Raw genomic sequence first — 17,791 nt, 5'->3', positions numbered from 1 at the left:
TCCATTTTGGCCTCGACCCCGCAATAGCCACAGGGCCTGATCATGGAACAGCAAGCAGCCGATGTCCTCCTCGCCACCCGCACGGCACTCAGCCAGGCAAGCGCGCTTGCAGTCCAATATTCCTTCTCCGTCCTCGGGGCGTTGATCCTGCTCGTCATCGGCTGGACGTTGGCCGGCTTTGTCAGCCGCTGGGCCTATGAGGGCCTGTCGCGCATCCATGGCATCGACGAGACACTGGCGCGCTTCTTCACCAATGTGGTGCGTTATGCGCTGCTGATTCTGGTGTTCATCACCGTGCTCGGCCAATTCGGTGTCCAGACCGCCTCGATCATTGCCGCCCTCGGCGCAGCCGGCCTGGCGATCGGGCTGGCGCTGCAAGGGACACTGCAGAATATCGCGGCCGGCATCATGCTCCTGATCCTCAGGCCGTTCCGGGTCGGCGAATATATCGAAACCAGCAGCGTCGCCGGCACGGTCCGCGAGGTCGGATTGTTTGCGACAGAACTCAGAACCGGCGACGGGCTCTATCGCCTGGCGCCAAATTCAACGCTGTGGAACACGCCGATCACCAACTTCAGCCGTGAACCTACGCGACAGAACGACCTAAAAATCAGCATTTCTCGTGAGGATGACCTCGATCTGGCGATGGAGACGTTGATGGGCATTGCCAAAGGCAACCCAAGGGTGCTGCCGTCACCAGCACCCAGCGTTTTCATCGACAGCCTCGGTGACAGCACGATATCGCTAACGCTGCGCTACTGGGCAAAGACCGGTGACTGGTGGCAGGTCAGCCGCGACATGGTGAAGCGGGTAAAACTTGCCTTCGACGAGAAGGGCGATCCGGCCGCTGTGCGGGACGGTGGAAATTCCGCGCTGGGAAAAAGGTCCAACGGCACGGCGACGGAAAAGCCGACACGGCAGTGAAACATTGCAGCGCGGAGGCGATCGTCGGCCTATTCGATCACTCCGCAGGCAAGTCTTTCCCCGGCGTCACCGGAAGGCTGGCTGCGATAATCATCCGAATTGGCGTGCACCATCAATGCGCGGCCGCGAATGCCATCTTTCTTGCCGTCGAGCGTGACCATGCCATCGAAGATCTGGGCTCTGAGCACGCCGTCCTGGCCGACATACTGGTTGGGCATGTCGCCGGCATGCGGCCCCTTGGCGGCGAGGATGCCGTGCTCGGCCGAGCCCGGGTTGAAATGGCCGCCTGCCGACTCGTAATGGGCCGCCGCGTCACAGCGGCCGGTTTCATGAACATGAAAGGCCACCCATTTATTCGCCGGCAGCCCCGATATCTCCACTTCGATCAGGACGCCGCCATTAGCGGCAGCCGTCAATTGCGCCCGACCGTTTTCCTTACCGTCCTTGCCGACGAAATTGGCGACTGCCGTCTGCTTATCCTGGGCGCTTGCCGGCAAGGCAAGGGCGGACAGGCTCAGGGCGGCGATGATGCGCATGGCTTTCATGGAGATCTCCTTCCGTCCGGTTGTCCTTCTGAACGTCTCAGCCCGAAAGCTGTTCCTCTGGGGAGCATCCAAAGAGAAAAGCCGGCCAAAGGGCCGGCTTCAGATCACGTGAACGATGACATCGTCAGGCGACGGCGTCGAAATCGAACTGGCCGTAGGTGTTGCGGTAGAGATCGTCGGATTGGCTGCCGGTCGCAGACGCGCTCTGCTGCAGCGGATAGGGCACGGCGATGCTGCTTGTCGCGCCGCTATCGTGGGTATCCATCATCAGCGCAATCAGGCTGCCGGAAAATTTGGGCTGAGTCTCGCTGCCCATGTCCTCCTCCAGGAGTTCCTTGATGATGCCTGGCTTCTCATCGGCGGCACGCTCGCCGCGGCTCAATACGCCGTCGCCGTTTAGATCAAGCCGCGAAAGCGTCGCAAGATACGCATATGAAGTGTCTGAAACGGATGTGGTGCGGGTCATACAAACCTCCATTCACCGCCTTTTGCCGGTGGTGTTTGTACGCAATACGAGGTGGGAAATCACTGTTGACTCGGTGGTTAAACTGATTTGCGCAGTGCGTCAATAAGTTGTTAACTTCTCATTAACAATGGTTGACATAAATTAACGGAGCGCGCTCGGACCGGGTTTCCGCCGCTGCCCGCCTTGGTATTTCAGTAATTTTCAACATAGAAAGCAACCTGTCTGACGACGTGCACCTCTGCTGCACTGCAACCGAATATTAATCCGGCCGCCTCAAAATAGTCATCAGGCATTACCCCCATACGTCACTCATAAAAATTGATTTCAATGGTTTCTCTCAGAAAGGTTTTCATGTCCAGTATTTTGAGGCACGTCCATCAGACGCTGACGGCTTTTGCTATTGCCGTCAGCCAAGATGCTTTTCCATGAAGGCTGAAGCGCTCTTCTGGCGGCAATGTACGGAGGCTGTCATGGCCGACGGATCAATCGACGCGCAGCGTCTGATGGAACTAGTGATCGCAACGTATCACAGTTACGAAACCGATTATGAGGCAATCGAGAGAAGCGCGGAAACGCTTCTGAGGGAAACCCAGACGCTGAAAGGGAATCTATCGGCGCTCAGTCAAGCGTTCGACGGACAGAAAAAACTCTTCGAGATCGTCCTGAATAACCTGCCGCTCGGCCTCAGCGTTTTCGATGCCGGCCAGCGGCTGACGCTTTACAATATCCGCTTCCCTCAGCTCTTTGGCCTGACACCGGAGGATATCGCCGCGGGCGCGACGATTGCCGAACTCATCGGCAAAATGCGCGGCAACGAAAGCGCTGCCTCCAAAACCGACCGGCAGACAGCACGACCTTCCCTCGCCAAGACAGGAAGCAGCAGCATCCGCCGGCGCGAATGGCAGATGCATGATGGCCGCATCATTCAGAGCGTGGTGACCATCCTCTCCGACGGCAGCAGCATCGCCATTCATGCTGATATCACTGAGGATCGAAAGGCGGCCCAGCGCATCACCTATCTCGCCCATCACGATCCCCTGACCGGTCTTCCCAATCGGATGTATTTCCGCGAGCAGGTCGATGCGACGCTCGCCGAGCGCAAGCCGCACGAGCAGATCGCCCTCGTCCATCTCAATCTCGACCGGTTCAAATCGATCAACAACACGATCGGGGTGTCGGTCGGCGACAAGATCCTGCAGCAGGTCGCGGAGCGGATCCGAGCCTCGGCCGGGTCGGAAAACATGCTGGCGCGCCTTGGTTCGGACGAGTTCGCCATCCTGCAGACGGGCAAGCAGCAGCCTGGAAACGTGACGGCGCTGGCCGACCAGATCCGCCGCGAGCTTTCCCAGCCATTTCTGAACGGCAAGAAACGGGTGACGCTCAGCGTCTCCATGGGTATTGCGATCGCTCCCGAGAACGGTGGGGAAACCGATATCCTGCTGAAAAATGCCGGCGTGGCGCTGTCGCATGCCAAGGCGGACGGACGCAAACGCCAGCGCTTCTTCACCGGAGAAATGGAAGCGCAGATGCAGTTGCGCCATGCGCTGGAGGCAGATCTACGAGCCGCGGTCGAGAATGAGGAATTCGAACTGCACTACCAGCCGCTCTACGATCTTGCCGAGCGGCGAACCTGCGGTTTCGAAGCATTGATCCGCTGGAACCATCCGGTGCGAGGCCGCGTGCCGCCGGTGGATTTCATTCCGCTTGCCGAGGAGGTCGGCCTTGTCGTCGATATCGGCCGCTGGGTTTTGCGCCGGGCCTGCAGGGATGCGGCCCAATGGCCGGAGAGCATCAAGGTCGCAGTCAATGTTTCGGCGATCCAGTTCCGCAGCGGCAACCTGATGCAGGACGTCAGCGAAGCGCTTGCCGCCGCCGGGCTGTCGCCATCGCGGCTCGAACTGGAAATCACCGAGAGCGTGCTGATGGAGAACCTCAGTGAGGTGCTGCCGATCCTGCACGCACTCAAAGAGCGCGGCATCCGCATCTCGATGGACGATTTCGGCACCGGATATTCCTCTCTGAGCTATCTCTCGAGCTTCCCCTTCGACAAGATCAAGATCGACAAATCCTTCGTCGCCGACATCGTCGACAATAAGGAGGCGCATGCGATCATGCGCGCAATCATCCTGCTCGGTGATGCGCTCGGCATGCGCGTCACTGTCGAAGGCGTTGAGACGGCCGCCCAGCTGACGCTGCTCGAATGCGAGGAATGCGACGAGATTCAGGGCTATCACATCAGTCCGCCGCGCCCGGTCCGTGACGTGCCCCATCTTCTCTGCCTGCCGCCGAAGAGCGGCGGCGCGACAGCTTTTCCGACGCTCGAGCGCTGACCTCCCTCGATTGCGACTCGCACGTTAAGCCGCTACAAACCGGCTTCGAGATCTCCGAATTTCGTGGCGGCGTCGCTTCCTGTGAAGCTCCCTTCGCTTTCGGCCGGCGCTCTTCGACGTTTTCCTTCCGACAAGAGGTGGCGCAATGTTCGAGGCCGAAACCTTCTCCCCTCATGAAACGCTCGCAGCCGCGCTGGTCGCACACGCGGCCGAGGGCGACGACGGCTCACACGATCTTGCCCATATCCTGCGTGTCTTCAGGAACGCCATGCGCATCCATGCGGGAGAAGGCGGAGATGGACGGATCCTTGCTGCCGCCGTGCTGCTGCACGACTGCGTCGCCGTCGAGAAGAATTCACCGTTGCGGGCAAAAGCGTCGGCCTTGGCGGCGGAAAAGGCTTCGGTGATCCTTTCCGAACTCGGCTGGAGCGAAGCGGATATCGAAGCCGCCGCCCACGCCATCACCGCTCATAGTTTTTCCGCCGGGGTGGCGCCGCAGACGCTCGAGGCGAAGATCCTGCAGGATGCCGACCGACTGGACGCGATCGGCATGGTCGGCGTGGCACGCTGCTTTTATATCGGCGGGCGAATGGGATCGGGGCTCTACGATCCGTTCGACCCCGAGGGCGCGAACCGGCCCCTCGACGACAAGCGCTATGCCATTGACCACTTCCAGACGAAGCTGTTCAAACTGGCGGAAGGATTTCAGACCGAGACCGGCCGCCGGATCGCGGCCGCGCGCGACAAGAGCCTGCGCGACTTCCTTTCGGCCTTCATGGATGAGATCTAGTTTAGGGAACGAGATCCAGGAGAACGGCATGCGTATCAGCGACCTCTTCATCTACCCGCTCAAGAGCGCCCGCGGCATTGCATTGCCTGCCGCCGAGGTCGACGCCTATGGGCTTGCCGGCGACCGGCGGGTGATGATCACCGACCCGCTGGGTCACTTCATCACTCAGCGCGAATTGCCGGATCTCGCGCGCATCGCAGTACGACCGGAACCAGGCACCTTTCGGCTGCTGATGGAAGGAAAGACTGAACTGTCGGTGCCGCCGCCCCGGCCTGAATTCCGTATGGATGTGACCGTTTGGAAATCGACCGTCAGCGCTGCCGTCGCCGATCCCGACAGCAACAGGCAGATTTCCGAATGGCTTGGTCGCGAGGTGCGGCTGGTCTTCTTCGACGGGCAGGCACGGCGGACGGCGAGCGCCGAATGGGCCGGCGAAGGCTCGCCCGTCACCTTTACCGACGGCTACCAGACCCTGGTAACGACGACGGGCTCTTTGAAGGCACTGAATGCCGATCTCGCCGCGCATGGCGAAGGCAGCGTCGGCATGGAGCGTTTCCGTCCGAACATCGTCATCGACACCGATGAGGCCTGGCCGGAAGACCGCTGGGCGGCGATCGAAATATCAGGCGTCCGTTTCGATCTCGTCAAACCTTGCTCCCGCTGCATCATGACCACGCAGGACCAGTGGACCGGTTCACGCGAGGGGCCGAACCCGATGCCGGCCATGGGCCGCATCCGCATGTCTGCCGACCGGCGTGTGCCCGGGCCACTCTTCGGCTGGAATGTCACGCCACGCGGCAGCGGACGGATTACGATCGGCGACGAGGTGAGGATCATCGAGGCTCGGTCGGAGGGCTGGGCGATGAAGGTTCGCACACGAGGGTAGGTCGGGCTGAGGGCGCTTTGTCCCTTATATATCGCAACATTCTCCCTCATTCCAAAGTTTCACCGGCTCTCACCCATGTCCGAGTGCGGCGTCGATCGCGGCCATGATCTCGGCCGAGAGCGGTCCCTTTTCCAGCGCACCGGCATTTTCCTCGACTTGGGCGACGGTGCGGAAACCCGGAATGGGGAAAGTGCGCGGCGACCTCGCCAGGAGCCAGGCGAGCGCCCCCTGCGTCAACGTGCGACCGCCCGACGTCAGGAGATCGCGGACGGCATCGAGCCTTGCGGCAAATTCCGGGGCCATGCGCCCGTCCTTGAAATAGACCATCCAGGGGAGTGCCGCGCCACGGACATCCTTGGCGCCCACTGCCTTGTCGGCGGTGAACTTGCCGGTGAGCAGCCCCATGGCCAGCGGACCGCGATTGATGGAGATCAGGCCCTTCCCTTCGATCACAGAGATCATCTCCGGCACCGGATCGAAGACGTTCATCGTATGCTGGACCGAGACAAAGCCGGCGCGGCCGGCATGGCGGGCGGCGCGATCGGGATAATCGGTGCTCCAGCCGAACGCGTCGATCTTGCCTTCGGTCCGCAGCGCCTCCAGCGTATCGAAGACGGCAACCGACTCTTCCAGCGGAAAGTCATTGATGTGAAACTGCAGGAGATCAAGACGGTCGCGCTTGAGACGGCGCAGCGATGTCTCGACCGAGCGGCGAATGAAAGCCTCATCGGCGAAGGCGCCGATTGCCTGCTTCGTCTCCGGATCGGTCGCGAAGCCGAATTTGGTGGCGACGATGATATCGTCACGATTGCCGACCGCCCGGCCGAGCACCTCTTCCGAATGGCCGGCGCCGTAGTTCGAGGCGGTGTCGAAGAAGCGGATGCCGAGGGCGATGGCGCGATTGATCGCTTCGACGGATTCATTGTCGTCGACTTCGCCCCAGCCAAGCGGCGTGTCACCGGCGTAGAAAGGGCCGCCGATTGCCCAGCATCCCATGCCGAGGCGCGGAATTTCACGGCCGTTCCAGAGCGTAATCGTCGTCGGTGATGCGGTCTTGGTCAGCATGGGATCCTCCTTAATTGGCATTTTTCAAGAAATAGGTGCCGCCCATCGGCGGGTAAACCGCCAAATCCGGAGGATGTTTTGCAGCAGTAAAAAACCAGGTCAGGCGGGGACGCCGTTCGGACCGGAAAGCGTCCGCGAGGCTGGATCAAGCGCCCTGAGCGCGGCCCGCACGAAACCGTCACGGGCTGCCGCAGCCTCGATGCCGCGCGGCTCGTAAACATGGCGATGCAGGAAGAAGCCGGTCAGACGGAACGCGGCTGCAAGGCTGTCGAAGTCCGCCGCGTGATTGCCTTCGACGCCGAGGAAGGGCGGCAGGATCAGCATCTTGTCTGCCCACGGCGCGCCGGCGCTACGACTGACGGCGCGGCCGGATTTCGGCGAGACATAGGCGAGATCGGAGCGGGCGCCCGTCGCCGCGCATTCGGCAAGATCGAGACCGAAGCCGAGATCATTCAGCACCGCCAGTTCGAAACGTACGAAAAGCTCACCGGCATCGGCCGGGTTATGCAGGTGATCGAGGATCACCTGCAGCGCGTCGAACAGGTGCGGATGCGGGTCTCGTTCCGGCAGCAGCCGCAGCAGAGCGCCCATCGCCTGGACGCCGTAGACGGCGGTCGCCGTTTCCATCAGACGGGCGGCGCGCAGCGTCACCGGCTCGACGCGGAATTCGCCGAGATGTTCGTCGAGCCGGGCGCGCCAGACGACCTCGACGGCATTGCCCGGCTGCAGCACCGGCTGCATGGCGCGCGAACGGCCGGAACGCACCAGGCCGAGGTGACGGCCGCGATCACGCGTCATCACCTCGGCGATGACGCTCGTCTCGCCGTGGCGTTTGACACCCAGAATGATTGCGTGGTCCTGCCACTGCATAAAAAAGTCCCTGCGGCCGATTGGCTCATCTTAGCCGATCGGCCCGAAAATCGGAATCGATATCAGAAGAGCACGATGTCGATTGAGAGTGCTCAGCAGGTCTGGCATTTGTCATGGACCGCGTCAGCCCGCAGCCTGCAGAAGCCTCTGCAGGAAGTCGCTCATTGCCTTTTCGTCGAACGGCTTCACCAGCAGCGGTATGTGCTGAAGGTCGCACGGGAAGTCCCGTATGTCGGAATAGCCGCTAACGAAACCGAAGGGGATGCCGACATCGAGGAGATGACGGGCAAATCCGAAACTCGTACCCTCGCCCAGGTTGACGTCGAGAAGGGCGAAATCGTATTTCTCCGCGGCGATGGCAGCTCTCGCCTGTTCGAGACTGCCGACGATATCGATGCTCTCGACGCCGGCCAGCCGCAGGATATCCTCCGCCTCCATCGCAATGATCAGACTGTCCTCGAGAACCAAAACACGCAACGCGTTCATGATTCCATGCCCCTCGTGGTGCGCCTTTCGCAGCGCCCCGGTCGTTTCGCCAACATCATTGCCCTCCGGTGCCCCGCATGGCACGCTATCGGTGAATTCCGCCACCAGTTCTGAATAAACCATTTTTCTGCCCGGTCGATAAGAATCAAAATCGGAGGAAAGATGACGACCGACCTTATTTTCTCAAATGCTAAACTGCATTTAAAAAAGACATAGACGCTTCTGCTAAATGAAGGGACGCTTGCCCTCTCCAAGCCCCTCCCAGCCGGCGATCGCCATCAACTCCTCACCGTTTTGAACTTCGCAGCCGCGTTCCTGCCAGCGGATCAGACCACGTTCTCCAAGCTTTCTCAGAGTCTTGTTGGTGTGAACGATAGAAAGACCGAGAGTGTCGGCGATATGCTGTTGAGTGATGGGGATGAATTTGCGGCCGTTGAAGAGATCGAGCTTCCTGCCGCGCTCATACAGGAAAGCGATCAGATAGGCCGCTCTTTCCAATGCAGTGCGGCGACCGATGCTCAGGAGATGCTCATCCAATATTCGTTCTTCGCGCGCGGCAATCCAGGTAATGTCGAAGGCGAGCGAAGGATGTTTGTTGTAGAGCGTCATCAAACGATCACGCTCGAAGACACAAAGGGAAACGGGTGAAAGCGCTTCAATGGAATGCTGCATTTCGCCGGCGATCGTTCCCTGCAGACCGATCAGCTCACCAGGCATGATGTAATTCAGAATCTGCCGGCGACCGTCCTCCAGCATCTTATAGCGGAAGCCCCAACCGGACAGCACGGTGAAAAGATGAGCGCTGTGGGCGCCTTCGACGAGGATCGTGGAGCCGGCATCGACGGCAAGTTCGCCGCGCTTGAAACGCGAAACGAATTCCAGCTCGTCGCGGCTAAACTCCCTGAAGTGCGGCAGAGGCCGCAATGGACATAGCTCGCAAGGAGTTTTGAAAGAATGGATTCGTTTCGACGTTGCCATGCCTGCCCTGCAGTCGCGCAAACGACGACGCGTCCGGCGCGCGCCGTCAACCGAGGAATGCGCAAGGCTCGGATTCGTTCCGCAACGACACGGATTTTTTCCTAAGAAACAAGGGACTGGAGGTCGCCCGGTAAAATCGTTGCCATCCTTATTTAGGGAATTCGAGGCCCATTTCGCGGAACCGCTCGGGATCATCGCCCCAGTTTTCGCGAACCTTGACGAACAGGAAGAGATGGACCGGCTGCTCTAATATTTCCGACAATTCCTTACGGGAGGCGGTCGAGATTGCCTTGATGGTTTCGCCACCTTTGCCGAGGGCGATCTTCTTCTGGCTGTCACGCTCGACATAGATCACCTGCTCGATCCGCACCGAGCCGTCCTTGCGCTCCTCCCACTTTTCCGTTTCGACATGCGAGGAGTAGGGAAGCTCCTGGTGCAGGCGCAGGAACAGCTTTTCGCGGGTAATCTCGGCGGCGAGCTGACGCATGGGAAGATCGGAGATCTGGTCTTCCGGATAGTACCACGGCCCTTCCGGCAAGGTGGTGGCGAGATAGTCCATGACGTCGTCGCAGCCGGAACCGGTTTCGGCTGAGATCATGAAAGTGCGCTCGAAAGCAATCTTCTCGTTGGCGGCGGCCGCCAGCGCCAGCAGATCCTCGCGGTTGACGCGGTCGATCTTGTTGAGCACCAGGATCTTCGGCTGCTGAACTTCCTTCAGGCCCTCGAGGATGGCTTCGGCATCGCCGCGCAAGCCGCGCTCGCTGTCGATCAGCAGCATGATCAGATCGGCATCCTTGGCGCCGCCCCAAGCAGAGGTTACCATGGCCCGGTCGAGCCGACGGCGCGGCTTGAAGATGCCGGGCGTATCCATGAAGACGATCTGGGCATTGTCGTGAATGGCAATGCCGCGGACGATCGCGCGCGTCGTCTGCACCTTGTGACTGACGATCGAGACCTTGGCGCCGACGAGGCGGTTCACCAGTGTCGACTTGCCGGCATTGGTCGGCCCGATCAGCGCGACAAAGCCCGAATGCGTCGGGCCATGGCTTTCTGCAGCAGCGTCGGCCGCGATATCTTCTTCTTGTGTCATTGTCCCGTCAGTTTCCGGCAGACGATTGCTGCCAAATGCCTTCACGCTCGAGCATCTTGGTCGCCGCAACCTGTTCGGCGGCACGCTTCGACCGCTCTACGCCGGTTTCCGGCCTTATGCCAGCAACTTCCACCGTCACCTTGAAACGCGGATCATGATCCGGTCCGCTGCGTTCATCAACACGGTAGATCGGCGTGACGCCGAATTTCGCGTGTGACCATTCCTGCAGCTCGGTCTTGGCGTCGCGCTTGGCGCCGTCGGCCCTGACCGCCCTGCCCTGCCAATAGCGCAGGATGAACCGCCGGGCGACTTCGAGACCACCATCGAGATAGATCGCGGCGATCAGGCTCTCGACGACATCGGCGCGCACGTTCATCATGCGCTTGCCGGTCAATTTCTTCACATCGGCCCCGGTGCGGATATAAAGGTGGAGATTGAGTTCGTCGGCCACCGCGGCGCAAGTTTCGGCGCTGACGAGCTGGTTGAGACGAACCGAGAGCTCGCCTTCACCCGCCGTGCCGAAGGTGCGGAACAGAAGCTCGGCGATGCAGAGCCCGAGGACCCTGTCGCCGAGAAACTCCAGCCGTTCGTAGTTGCCGCCCTTTTCGGTACGCGCGCTGGCATGGGTCAGCGCCCGGTCCAGGCGTGCCTTTTCGGCGAAGTCATGGCCGATCAGGCTTTCGAGCTTTGCGCGGTCGGCCGCAGAAAGCGTCTGCGCCTTGCTCATTCAACGACCTTGAAAAGGCGGTCCCAGCGCATGTTGGTCGGCCACTTCCAGATTTCGCGGAAAGACGTGTCGTTGCCGAGCGAGAAGAAGATGACACTGGCGCGACCGACAAGATTTTCAGCCGGCACGAAGCCGACGTCGAAGCGGCTGTCGAGCGAGTTGTCGCGGTTGTCGCCCATCATGAAATAATGGCCTTCCGGCACGATGAATTCGCGGGTGTTATCGCCGCGCGACACCGGCGACTGGTCGAGCGTGTCGTAGGTCTTGCCGTTATCAAGCGTTTCGCGGAATACCGGCACGTCCTCGCCCGGATCGAGCTTGTAGTCCGAGGTGAAGCTGCCATCCGCCACCTTCGGAACAGGCTTGCCGTTGACGTAGAGGACGCCGTCGGTGACCTGGATATGATCGCCGGGCAGGCCGATGCAGCGCTTGATATAATCGACATCGGGATTCGGCGGGAAGCGGAAGACGACGATATCGCCGCGCTTCGGATCCGAGCCGAAGATGCGGCCGCTGAAGAGATCAGGCGAGAAGGGCAGCGAATACTTCGAATAGCCGTAAGCGAACTTATTGACGAAGATATAATCGCCGACGAGCAGCGTCGGCATCATTGAACCGGACGGAATGGTAAAGGGCTGGAACAGCACGGTTCGGATCACCATCGCCAGAATCAGCGCCTGAATGATGACCTTGATATTTTCCCAGAGGGCGTTCGGCTTGGTATCGACTTTTTCGGACACGCAGTCTCATTCCTTCAAGACGCCGTAAAGGCGCAATTCTTTCTGCCGTTCTCTCTAGCGGCTTCGGCCGGTTGCGGCAATGGCGACAACATGAAAAGCGACGAGAGGTCGCGATCAACGCTCCCGAGGTCACGATCAGAGGCTCTCGGGCAACGCCTCGATGATGACGAAGGCCTGCGCCAACGGATAATCATCGGTTATTGTCAAATGAATGGCGGCCCGATGGCCCGCGGGCAGCATCGATTTGAGGAGTACGGCGGCGGCACCGGTCAACTGCATGGTCGGCTTGCCGCTCGGCAGGTTGACGACGCCCATATCCTTCCAGAAGACGCCCTGGGCTATGCCGGTGCCGAGTGCCTTGGAACAGGCCTCCTTGGCGGCGAAACGCTTGGCATAGGATGCGGCGCGGTTTGCCCGGTGGTCGGAACGGGCACGCTCGACCTCGGTGAAGCAGCGATGGGTGAAGCGCTCACCGAAGCGCTCGATCGATTTCTCGACACGACGAATGTCGATCAGATCGCTGCCAATGCCGATGATCATGCCGGAACCTTCCGTCGCCTAAGAATTCTGCACCGGTTCATACGCTCGGCATGTCGCCGGCCGGACCCGCCAGGCGCAGGCGCGCCCGCTCCATCAGCCGCGTGCGGCGGCGCGCCTGAAAACCCTTGACGGTGTAGAACGTCAGCGCATAGAGCGCAACGGCGGTCACGGTTCCCGGCGGAATGGCACCGATCAGCATCGGCTCCAGCACCGGCCTCCATAATTCGGTGAAGTTCAGCTTGTGAAAGAGCGCGGCGAGATCCACCGCCTGACCGGCCAGATGATCCTTACGGCTCAACAGCAGATGGCCGATCTCCCAGGTGATGCCCCAGATGAAAGGATAGGTCAGCGGATTGCCGAAGGCGGCGCAGCCGAGAGCCGCGGCCACCATATTGCCGGAGAGGAAATAGCTGATGACGAAAGCCATGACGAAATGCACGCCGATGAACGGCGTCCACGAGACAAAGACGCCAGCGGCGACGCCGGCCGCAACCGCATGCGGAGAAGCGCTCAGGCGCAGGATGCGCATTGTCAGGTAACGGATCGGGCGAAGGAAACCTTTTCGGGGCCATAGAAGCTCCCGCATCTTTTCCTTGAAACCCGCAGGCTTGCGACGGCGAAACAACATGGTCGCTATTTAGTGCAGTGCACCGGACCGTGACAAGAGCGGCAAATGGTACCGCCCGAAACAGCCCCCTTATCTTTCTTGCAAAGGAGCATCTTCATGCCGAGGGGCGCTCGTTATACGTAACGTCCCTCACTCGACCAAGTATAAAGGCGGTATCAGCGATTGCGGAACAGACCGCGGTCGACCTGACGCTGACGAAACTCGAGATCGATACGATCCAGCGAGCCGTTCAGATAGGCCATTTCACGTTCCTGCGTTGTCGGAGCGCGAAAGGCGCGAGCGATTTTCCTGATAGGATCAAACATTACCTTGTCTCATCTTCTGTTTACGTTTTCGATGACCAGAAGATAGTCCTGCCAAAGGCTGATTACCACCGCTGCGACATGGACACAGCTATGCGTTCAACGCATTCCTTGCCTTATTGCTGCGCCGTCACGATTATAAACCGATCATAAAATGTGCATCTTTGTCGATTCGGGCCCATGGCAGGCTTAACAAAAGCCTACTCATAGAGCCGCCGGACCGTGGCGATGCAATCCAGGTCCTTCATCTGGGCGAGCAACTGGTTGAGCTGGCGCAGATCCCACACCTCGACTTCCAGCATCATCTCGGTGAAATCGGCTGCCACGCGCACCGTATTCAGCATACGAATATTGACGTCGAGCCCGGCGACGGTCTGGGCCACCTTGGCGAGCGTGCCGGGCTCATTCAATGCATTCACCATGATACGCGCCATGAAACGCGACTTGTTGGCCTCGTCGAGATCCCAGCGGACGTCGATCCAGCGATCAGGTTGATCATCGAAACGCTGCAGGCTCGGTGACTGGATCGGATAGATGGTGATGCCCTTGCTCTGATCCATGATGCCGACGATGCGGTCGCCGGGCACGGCGCCGGTCGAGGCGAACTTGACGTCGACATTGCCGGACAGGCCGCGGATCGGGCCGACATCGACATCGGCATCAAGTTCCGAATGGCCGCCTTCGGCCCCTGCCTTGGCCTTGCCGGGAATCTTGAAGATCATGCCTGCGGCGCTGCGGACATTGAACCAGCCGTCATCGCCGGAGGGCTTGACGGTAACGCGCTCGTCCTGATGGTCGGGATAGACGGCGCGCAGCACGTCGAGCGAGGACATCTCGCCGCGGCCGACGGCGGCGATCGCATCCTCGACATCCTTCTGGCCCAGACGGTGCAGTGCCGGCTTCATCGCCTCACGCGAGAAAATCTTGCCGGCTCGGTTGAAGGTGCGCTCGAGAATGCGGTGGCCGAGGCCGGCATATTGCTTGCGGATCGCCATGCGGGTGGCGCGGCGGATAGCTGCCCGCGCCTTGCCGGTGACGACGATCTCCTCCCAGGCGGCCGGCGGAACCTGCACGCCGGAGCGGATGATCTCGACCTCGTCGCCATTCGCCAGCCGCGTCACCAGCGGCATGATGCGGCCGTTGATCTTGGCGCCCACCGTGGTATCGCCGATATTGGTATGCACCGCATAGGCGAAATCGATCGGGGTGGCGCCACGCGGCAGGGCAATCAGCTTGCCCTTCGGCGTGAAGCAGAAGACCTGATCCTGGAAGAGTTCGAGCTTGGTGTGCTCGAGGAATTCCTCCGGGCTGTCACCTTCGGCGAGCGCCTCGATCGTATGGCGCAGCCAGGAATAGGCATTGGATTCGCGCGAAAGAATGTCGCCATCGGCATTGGTGGCACCGTCCTTGTAGAGCGTGTGGGCGGCAATGCCGAATTCGGCGATTTCGTGCATGCGCTTGGTGCGGATCTGCAACTCGATGCGCTGGCTGGACGGACCGACGATGGTGGTGTGGAGCGAACGGTAATCGTTCTGCTTCGGCGTCGAGATATAATCCTTGAATCGCCCGGGCACGACGCGCCAGCGCGTATGGACGATGCCGAGCGCCCGGTAACAGGACGGGATGTCCTCGACGATCAGACGGAAGCCGTAGACATCGGAAAGTTGCTCGAAGGAGAGCGACTTCGACTGCATCTTGCGAAAGACCGAATAGGGCTTCTTCTGCCGGCCCTTGACATAGGCGCTGGTCAGGCCGCTGGCGACCAGGAGGTCGCGCAATTCGGCCTCGATCTTCTTGACGATGCCTTCGTTGCGCTTGGAGAGCTCTTCCAGCCTTTTCGTGACGGTCTCGTAGGCCTCCGGATTCATGTGCCGGAAGGAAAGCTCCTCGAGTTCCTCGCGCATGTCCTGCATGCCCATGCGGCCGGCGAGCGGCGCATAGATTTCCATCGTCTCCTCGGAGATGCGGGCACGCTTATCGGCCGACATGTGATCGAGGGTGCGCATATTGTGCAGGCGGTCGGCGAGCTTGACGAGCAGCACCCGTACGTCATCTGATATGGCGAGCAGCAGCTTGCGCAGGTTCTCCGCCTGCTTGGCTTTCTTGGTGACGAGATCGAGCTTCTTGATCTTCGTCAGTCCCTCGACCAGGCGGCCGATGTCCTCGCCGAAGAGTTCGTCGATCTCGGCGCGCGTCGCCGTCGTATCCTCGATCGTATCGTGCAGAAGGGCGACCGCGATCGTCGATTCATCGAGATGCATATCGGTCAGGATGGCGGCGACCTCGAGCGGATGGGAAATATACGGGTCGCCGCTCGCGCGTTTCTGCTGGCCATGTTTCTGCATGGCGTAAACATAGGCCTTGTTCAGCAGTGCTTCATTGGCATCGGGCTTGTATTGCTGAACCCGCTCCACGAGCTCGTACTGCCGCATCATTCCAAAGCCACTCCGACAAAAATAAAAGCGCGCCAATCAACGATTGGCGCACACATGGGCAATAATATGCCTAAGCAATAAAGGCGCAAGATTGACGATTGGTAATCGTCGCTCTTTTCCGAATCAGATCCGGTCGAGACGCTTAATAATCGTCGCTCTTTTCCGGCGGCACGAGGCCCTCGATACCGGCAAGCAGCTCTTCTTCCGACATCTGGTCGAAAGTGATCGTCTCCGGCAGGTCGTCCTGCTCCTCGCTGTCAGCGGCAGCAGCGCCGCCGGCGGCGATCATGCTGGCCGGATCGGGCTCGGGCTCGTCGACTTCGACATGCTTCTGCAGCGAATGGATCAGATCTTCCTTGAGATCATCGGGCGAAAGCGTCTCGTCGGCGATTTCGCGCAGCGCCACGACAGGATTCTTGTCGTTGTCTCGATCGATGGTGATCGAGGCACCCTGGGAAATCAGCCGGGCGCGGTGGCTGGCGAGCAGAACCAGCTCGAAGCGGTTCTCCACCTTGTCAATGCAATCTTCAACTGTGACACGGGCCATTGCCTGTCCTTTACGGTCGTCATTTCGGGATTAGCACGCCCGATACAATTAAAACCGGGCAAATACAAGTTTTTCGTTCCGGCTCCCCTCGTCTTTATCCGCGGCCGAGCTAAATTTCCATGGAGAATGTGACAATTCCACCAAAGGTTGCTTGGAATATGCGGAATCGTGCCCTAAATCTCTCTTATATGAACAGATGGTAAAGTAAGCATCAGATCAAAAATCACAATAAGCCATTGTATTTATTGAAATTTGATGCCCCGCGAATTTCGATTTCTCTCATTGGAATTGGTAAGCGATGTTTGACCCACGCGAAAAAATTGCACTCTTCATTGACGGCGCCAACCTCTACGCTGCATCCAAGAGCCTCGGTTTCGACATAGATTACCGCAAGCTCTTGAAGGCATTCCAGAAACGCGGCTACCTCCTGCGCGCCTACTATTATACGGCGTTGATCGAGGACCAGGAATATTCATCGATCCGTCCTCTGATCGACTGGCTCGACTATAACGGCTATAAGGTCGTCACCAAGCCTGCCAAGGAATTCACCGACTCCATGGGCCGGCGGAAGATCAAGGGCAACATGGACATCGAGCTTGCGATCGACGCCATGGAGCAGTCGGAAACCGTCGACCATCTCGTCATCTTCTCCGGCGACGGCGACTTCACGAACCTCGTCGAGGCGCTGCAGCGCAGAGGCCGCAAGGTCTCGGTGATCTCGACGATGGCGACGCAGCCGCCGATGATCGCCGACGACCTGCGCCGGCAGGCCGATCATTTCATCGACCTCTTGTCGCTGAAGGCTGAAATCGGTCGCGATCCCGCGGAGCGGGCGCCGCGCCCGGTCGAAGTCGCCCCGGCCAGCGATTTCGGGGAGTAATCGAAAGCGCCGCGAGCCTATCGGCTGCGGCGCGATGGGCTAGCCGTTATCCTTCAACAAGCGGCTCTTCTGCCGGTTCCAATCGCGCTCCTTCTCGGATTCGCGCTTATCGTGCAATTTCTTGCCCTTGGCGAGCGCAAGCTCCATCTTCGCCCGACCCCGATCATTGAAATAGATCTTCAGCGGGACCAGCGTCATGCCTTCGCGGTTGACAGCTGAACGCAGGCGATGGATCTCACGGCCCGACAGCAAGAGCTTGCGGCGCCGGCGCGGTTCGTGATTGAAGCGGTTCGCCTGCAGATATTCCGGCAGGTAGGAGTTGATCAGCCAGATCTCGCCGTCCTCATCCGACGCATAGGATTCGGCGATATTGGCCTTGCCTTCGCGCAACGACTTGACCTCCGTGCCCTTCAGCACGAGACCTGCCTCATAAGTATCGATGATCTCGTAGTTGAAGCGGGCCTTGCGGTTTTCGGCCACGACCTTGTTCACCACACGCTGGCTGCCTTTGGGGGCCATGACGATATTCCCTTCGGGGCGCGAAAAGCCGCGCCCTCATTGC

Annotated in this window: 20 protein-coding genes; 5 read left to right on the top strand and 15 right to left on the bottom strand. The window is 59.9% G+C overall.

Annotated elements, in window-relative coordinates; genetic code table 11:
* The first annotated feature begins 42 nt into the window (after positions 1-42).
* The gene (locus AMK02_RS07165) at positions 43-924 is read left to right on the top strand and encodes a mechanosensitive ion channel family protein (protein WP_064801543.1); all 882 of its coding nucleotides are present in this window, start codon (positions 43-45) and stop codon (positions 922-924) included.
* A gap of 29 nt (positions 925-953) precedes the next feature.
* Here the strand turns inward: AMK02_RS07165 and AMK02_RS07160 are convergent, their stop codons facing one another.
* Together AMK02_RS07160 and AMK02_RS07155 are read right to left on the bottom strand one after the other, a co-directional pair.
* Positions 954-1,469, bottom strand: a complete 516-nt coding sequence (locus AMK02_RS07160) for a superoxide dismutase family protein (RefSeq protein ID WP_064801541.1) — start codon at positions 1,467-1,469, stop codon at positions 954-956.
* A 124-nt stretch (positions 1,470-1,593) separates the two neighbouring features.
* Positions 1,594-1,935 (bottom strand): hypothetical protein, encoded by a 342-nt coding sequence (locus AMK02_RS07155; RefSeq protein ID WP_064801539.1) that lies wholly within the window; start codon positions 1,933-1,935, stop codon positions 1,594-1,596.
* Positions 1,936-2,360: 425 nt separating this feature from the next.
* Here AMK02_RS07155 and AMK02_RS07150 point away from each other — a divergent pair, with 425 nt between their 5' ends.
* The 3 genes from AMK02_RS07150 to AMK02_RS07140 all read left to right on the top strand — a co-directional run bounded on the left by AMK02_RS07150 (position 2,361) and on the right by AMK02_RS07140 (position 5,941).
* On the top strand, positions 2,361-4,265 hold the full coding sequence (locus AMK02_RS07150) for a putative bifunctional diguanylate cyclase/phosphodiesterase (protein ID WP_064801537.1): 1,905 nt from the start codon (positions 2,361-2,363) through the stop codon (positions 4,263-4,265).
* A gap of 145 nt (positions 4,266-4,410) precedes the next feature.
* Positions 4,411-5,055: an HD domain-containing protein gene (locus AMK02_RS07145; RefSeq protein ID WP_064801535.1), complete on the top strand. Its 645-nt coding sequence runs from the start codon at positions 4,411-4,413 to the stop codon at positions 5,053-5,055.
* Positions 5,056-5,083: 28 nt separating this feature from the next.
* Positions 5,084-5,941 (top strand): MOSC domain-containing protein, encoded by an 858-nt coding sequence (locus AMK02_RS07140; protein ID WP_064801533.1) that lies wholly within the window; start codon positions 5,084-5,086, stop codon positions 5,939-5,941.
* Between the two features lie 69 nt (positions 5,942-6,010).
* On the opposite strand, the gene AMK02_RS07135 is transcribed toward AMK02_RS07140, so the two are convergent.
* The 12 genes from AMK02_RS07135 to rpoZ form a co-directional block, all read right to left on the bottom strand.
* The gene (locus tag AMK02_RS07135; protein ID WP_064801531.1) at positions 6,011-7,006 is read right to left on the bottom strand and encodes an aldo/keto reductase; all 996 of its coding nucleotides are present in this window, start codon (positions 7,004-7,006) and stop codon (positions 6,011-6,013) included.
* A 99-nt stretch (positions 7,007-7,105) separates the two neighbouring features.
* Entirely contained in the window at positions 7,106-7,876 is a 771-nt protein-coding gene (recO, locus tag AMK02_RS07130; protein ID WP_064801529.1) for a DNA repair protein RecO, read from the bottom strand.
* A 123-nt stretch (positions 7,877-7,999) separates the two neighbouring features.
* Positions 8,000-8,485 carry a response regulator gene (locus AMK02_RS07125; RefSeq protein ID WP_064801528.1) on the bottom strand — a complete coding sequence of 162 codons (486 nt, stop codon included), beginning with the start codon at positions 8,483-8,485 and terminating at the stop codon, positions 8,000-8,002.
* Between the two features lie 102 nt (positions 8,486-8,587).
* Entirely contained in the window at positions 8,588-9,340 is a 753-nt protein-coding gene (locus AMK02_RS07120; RefSeq protein WP_064801527.1) for a Crp/Fnr family transcriptional regulator, read from the bottom strand.
* A gap of 148 nt (positions 9,341-9,488) precedes the next feature.
* Positions 9,489-10,430, bottom strand: a complete 942-nt coding sequence (gene era / locus AMK02_RS07115; RefSeq protein ID WP_064801526.1) for a GTPase Era — start codon at positions 10,428-10,430, stop codon at positions 9,489-9,491.
* A gap of 7 nt (positions 10,431-10,437) precedes the next feature.
* Positions 10,438-11,157, bottom strand: coding sequence for a ribonuclease III (gene rnc, locus AMK02_RS07110; protein WP_064801525.1), 720 nt, complete (start codon positions 11,155-11,157; stop codon positions 10,438-10,440).
* Positions 11,154-11,897, bottom strand: coding sequence for a signal peptidase I (lepB, locus tag AMK02_RS07105; protein WP_064801523.1), 744 nt, complete (start codon positions 11,895-11,897; stop codon positions 11,154-11,156). The genes rnc and lepB overlap by 4 nt, the downstream gene beginning before the upstream one ends.
* Before the next feature lie 135 nt (positions 11,898-12,032).
* Positions 12,033-12,437 (bottom strand): holo-ACP synthase, encoded by a 405-nt coding sequence (gene acpS, locus AMK02_RS07100; protein WP_064801521.1) that lies wholly within the window; start codon positions 12,435-12,437, stop codon positions 12,033-12,035.
* Positions 12,438-12,474: 37 nt separating this feature from the next.
* On the bottom strand, positions 12,475-13,065 hold the full coding sequence (locus AMK02_RS07095) for a DUF2062 domain-containing protein (protein ID WP_064801519.1): 591 nt from the start codon (positions 13,063-13,065) through the stop codon (positions 12,475-12,477).
* 155 nt (positions 13,066-13,220) lie between these two features.
* Positions 13,221-13,370 carry a DUF3563 family protein gene (locus tag AMK02_RS07090; RefSeq protein ID WP_064706756.1) on the bottom strand — a complete coding sequence of 50 codons (150 nt, stop codon included), beginning with the start codon at positions 13,368-13,370 and terminating at the stop codon, positions 13,221-13,223.
* A 197-nt stretch (positions 13,371-13,567) separates the two neighbouring features.
* Complete coding sequence (locus AMK02_RS07085; RefSeq protein ID WP_064801517.1) at positions 13,568-15,802, bottom strand: RelA/SpoT family protein; 2,235 nt, start codon at positions 15,800-15,802, stop codon at positions 13,568-13,570.
* Between the two features lie 142 nt (positions 15,803-15,944).
* A complete protein-coding gene (gene rpoZ / locus AMK02_RS07080) occupies positions 15,945-16,349 on the bottom strand; it encodes a DNA-directed RNA polymerase subunit omega (protein ID WP_011424719.1) in 405 nt (134 codons plus the stop codon).
* Between the two features lie 298 nt (positions 16,350-16,647).
* On the opposite strand from rpoZ, the gene AMK02_RS07075 reads away from it, so the two are divergent.
* Positions 16,648-17,229: a LabA-like NYN domain-containing protein gene (locus tag AMK02_RS07075; protein ID WP_064801515.1), complete on the top strand. Its 582-nt coding sequence runs from the start codon at positions 16,648-16,650 to the stop codon at positions 17,227-17,229.
* A 39-nt stretch (positions 17,230-17,268) separates the two neighbouring features.
* Here the strand turns inward: AMK02_RS07075 and smpB are convergent, their stop codons facing one another.
* The gene (smpB, locus tag AMK02_RS07070; RefSeq protein WP_004675044.1) at positions 17,269-17,748 is read right to left on the bottom strand and encodes an SsrA-binding protein SmpB; all 480 of its coding nucleotides are present in this window, start codon (positions 17,746-17,748) and stop codon (positions 17,269-17,271) included.
* Positions 17,749-17,791 lie beyond the last annotated feature (43 nt).

Origin of the sequence: Rhizobium sp. N731 (genome assembly GCF_001664145.1) — a bacterium.
Taxonomy (GTDB): Bacteria; Pseudomonadota; Alphaproteobacteria; order Rhizobiales; family Rhizobiaceae; genus Rhizobium; species Rhizobium esperanzae.
The sequence above is the reverse complement of the archived record's forward strand: the minus strand, read 5'-3'. Positions and strand labels throughout refer to the sequence as shown.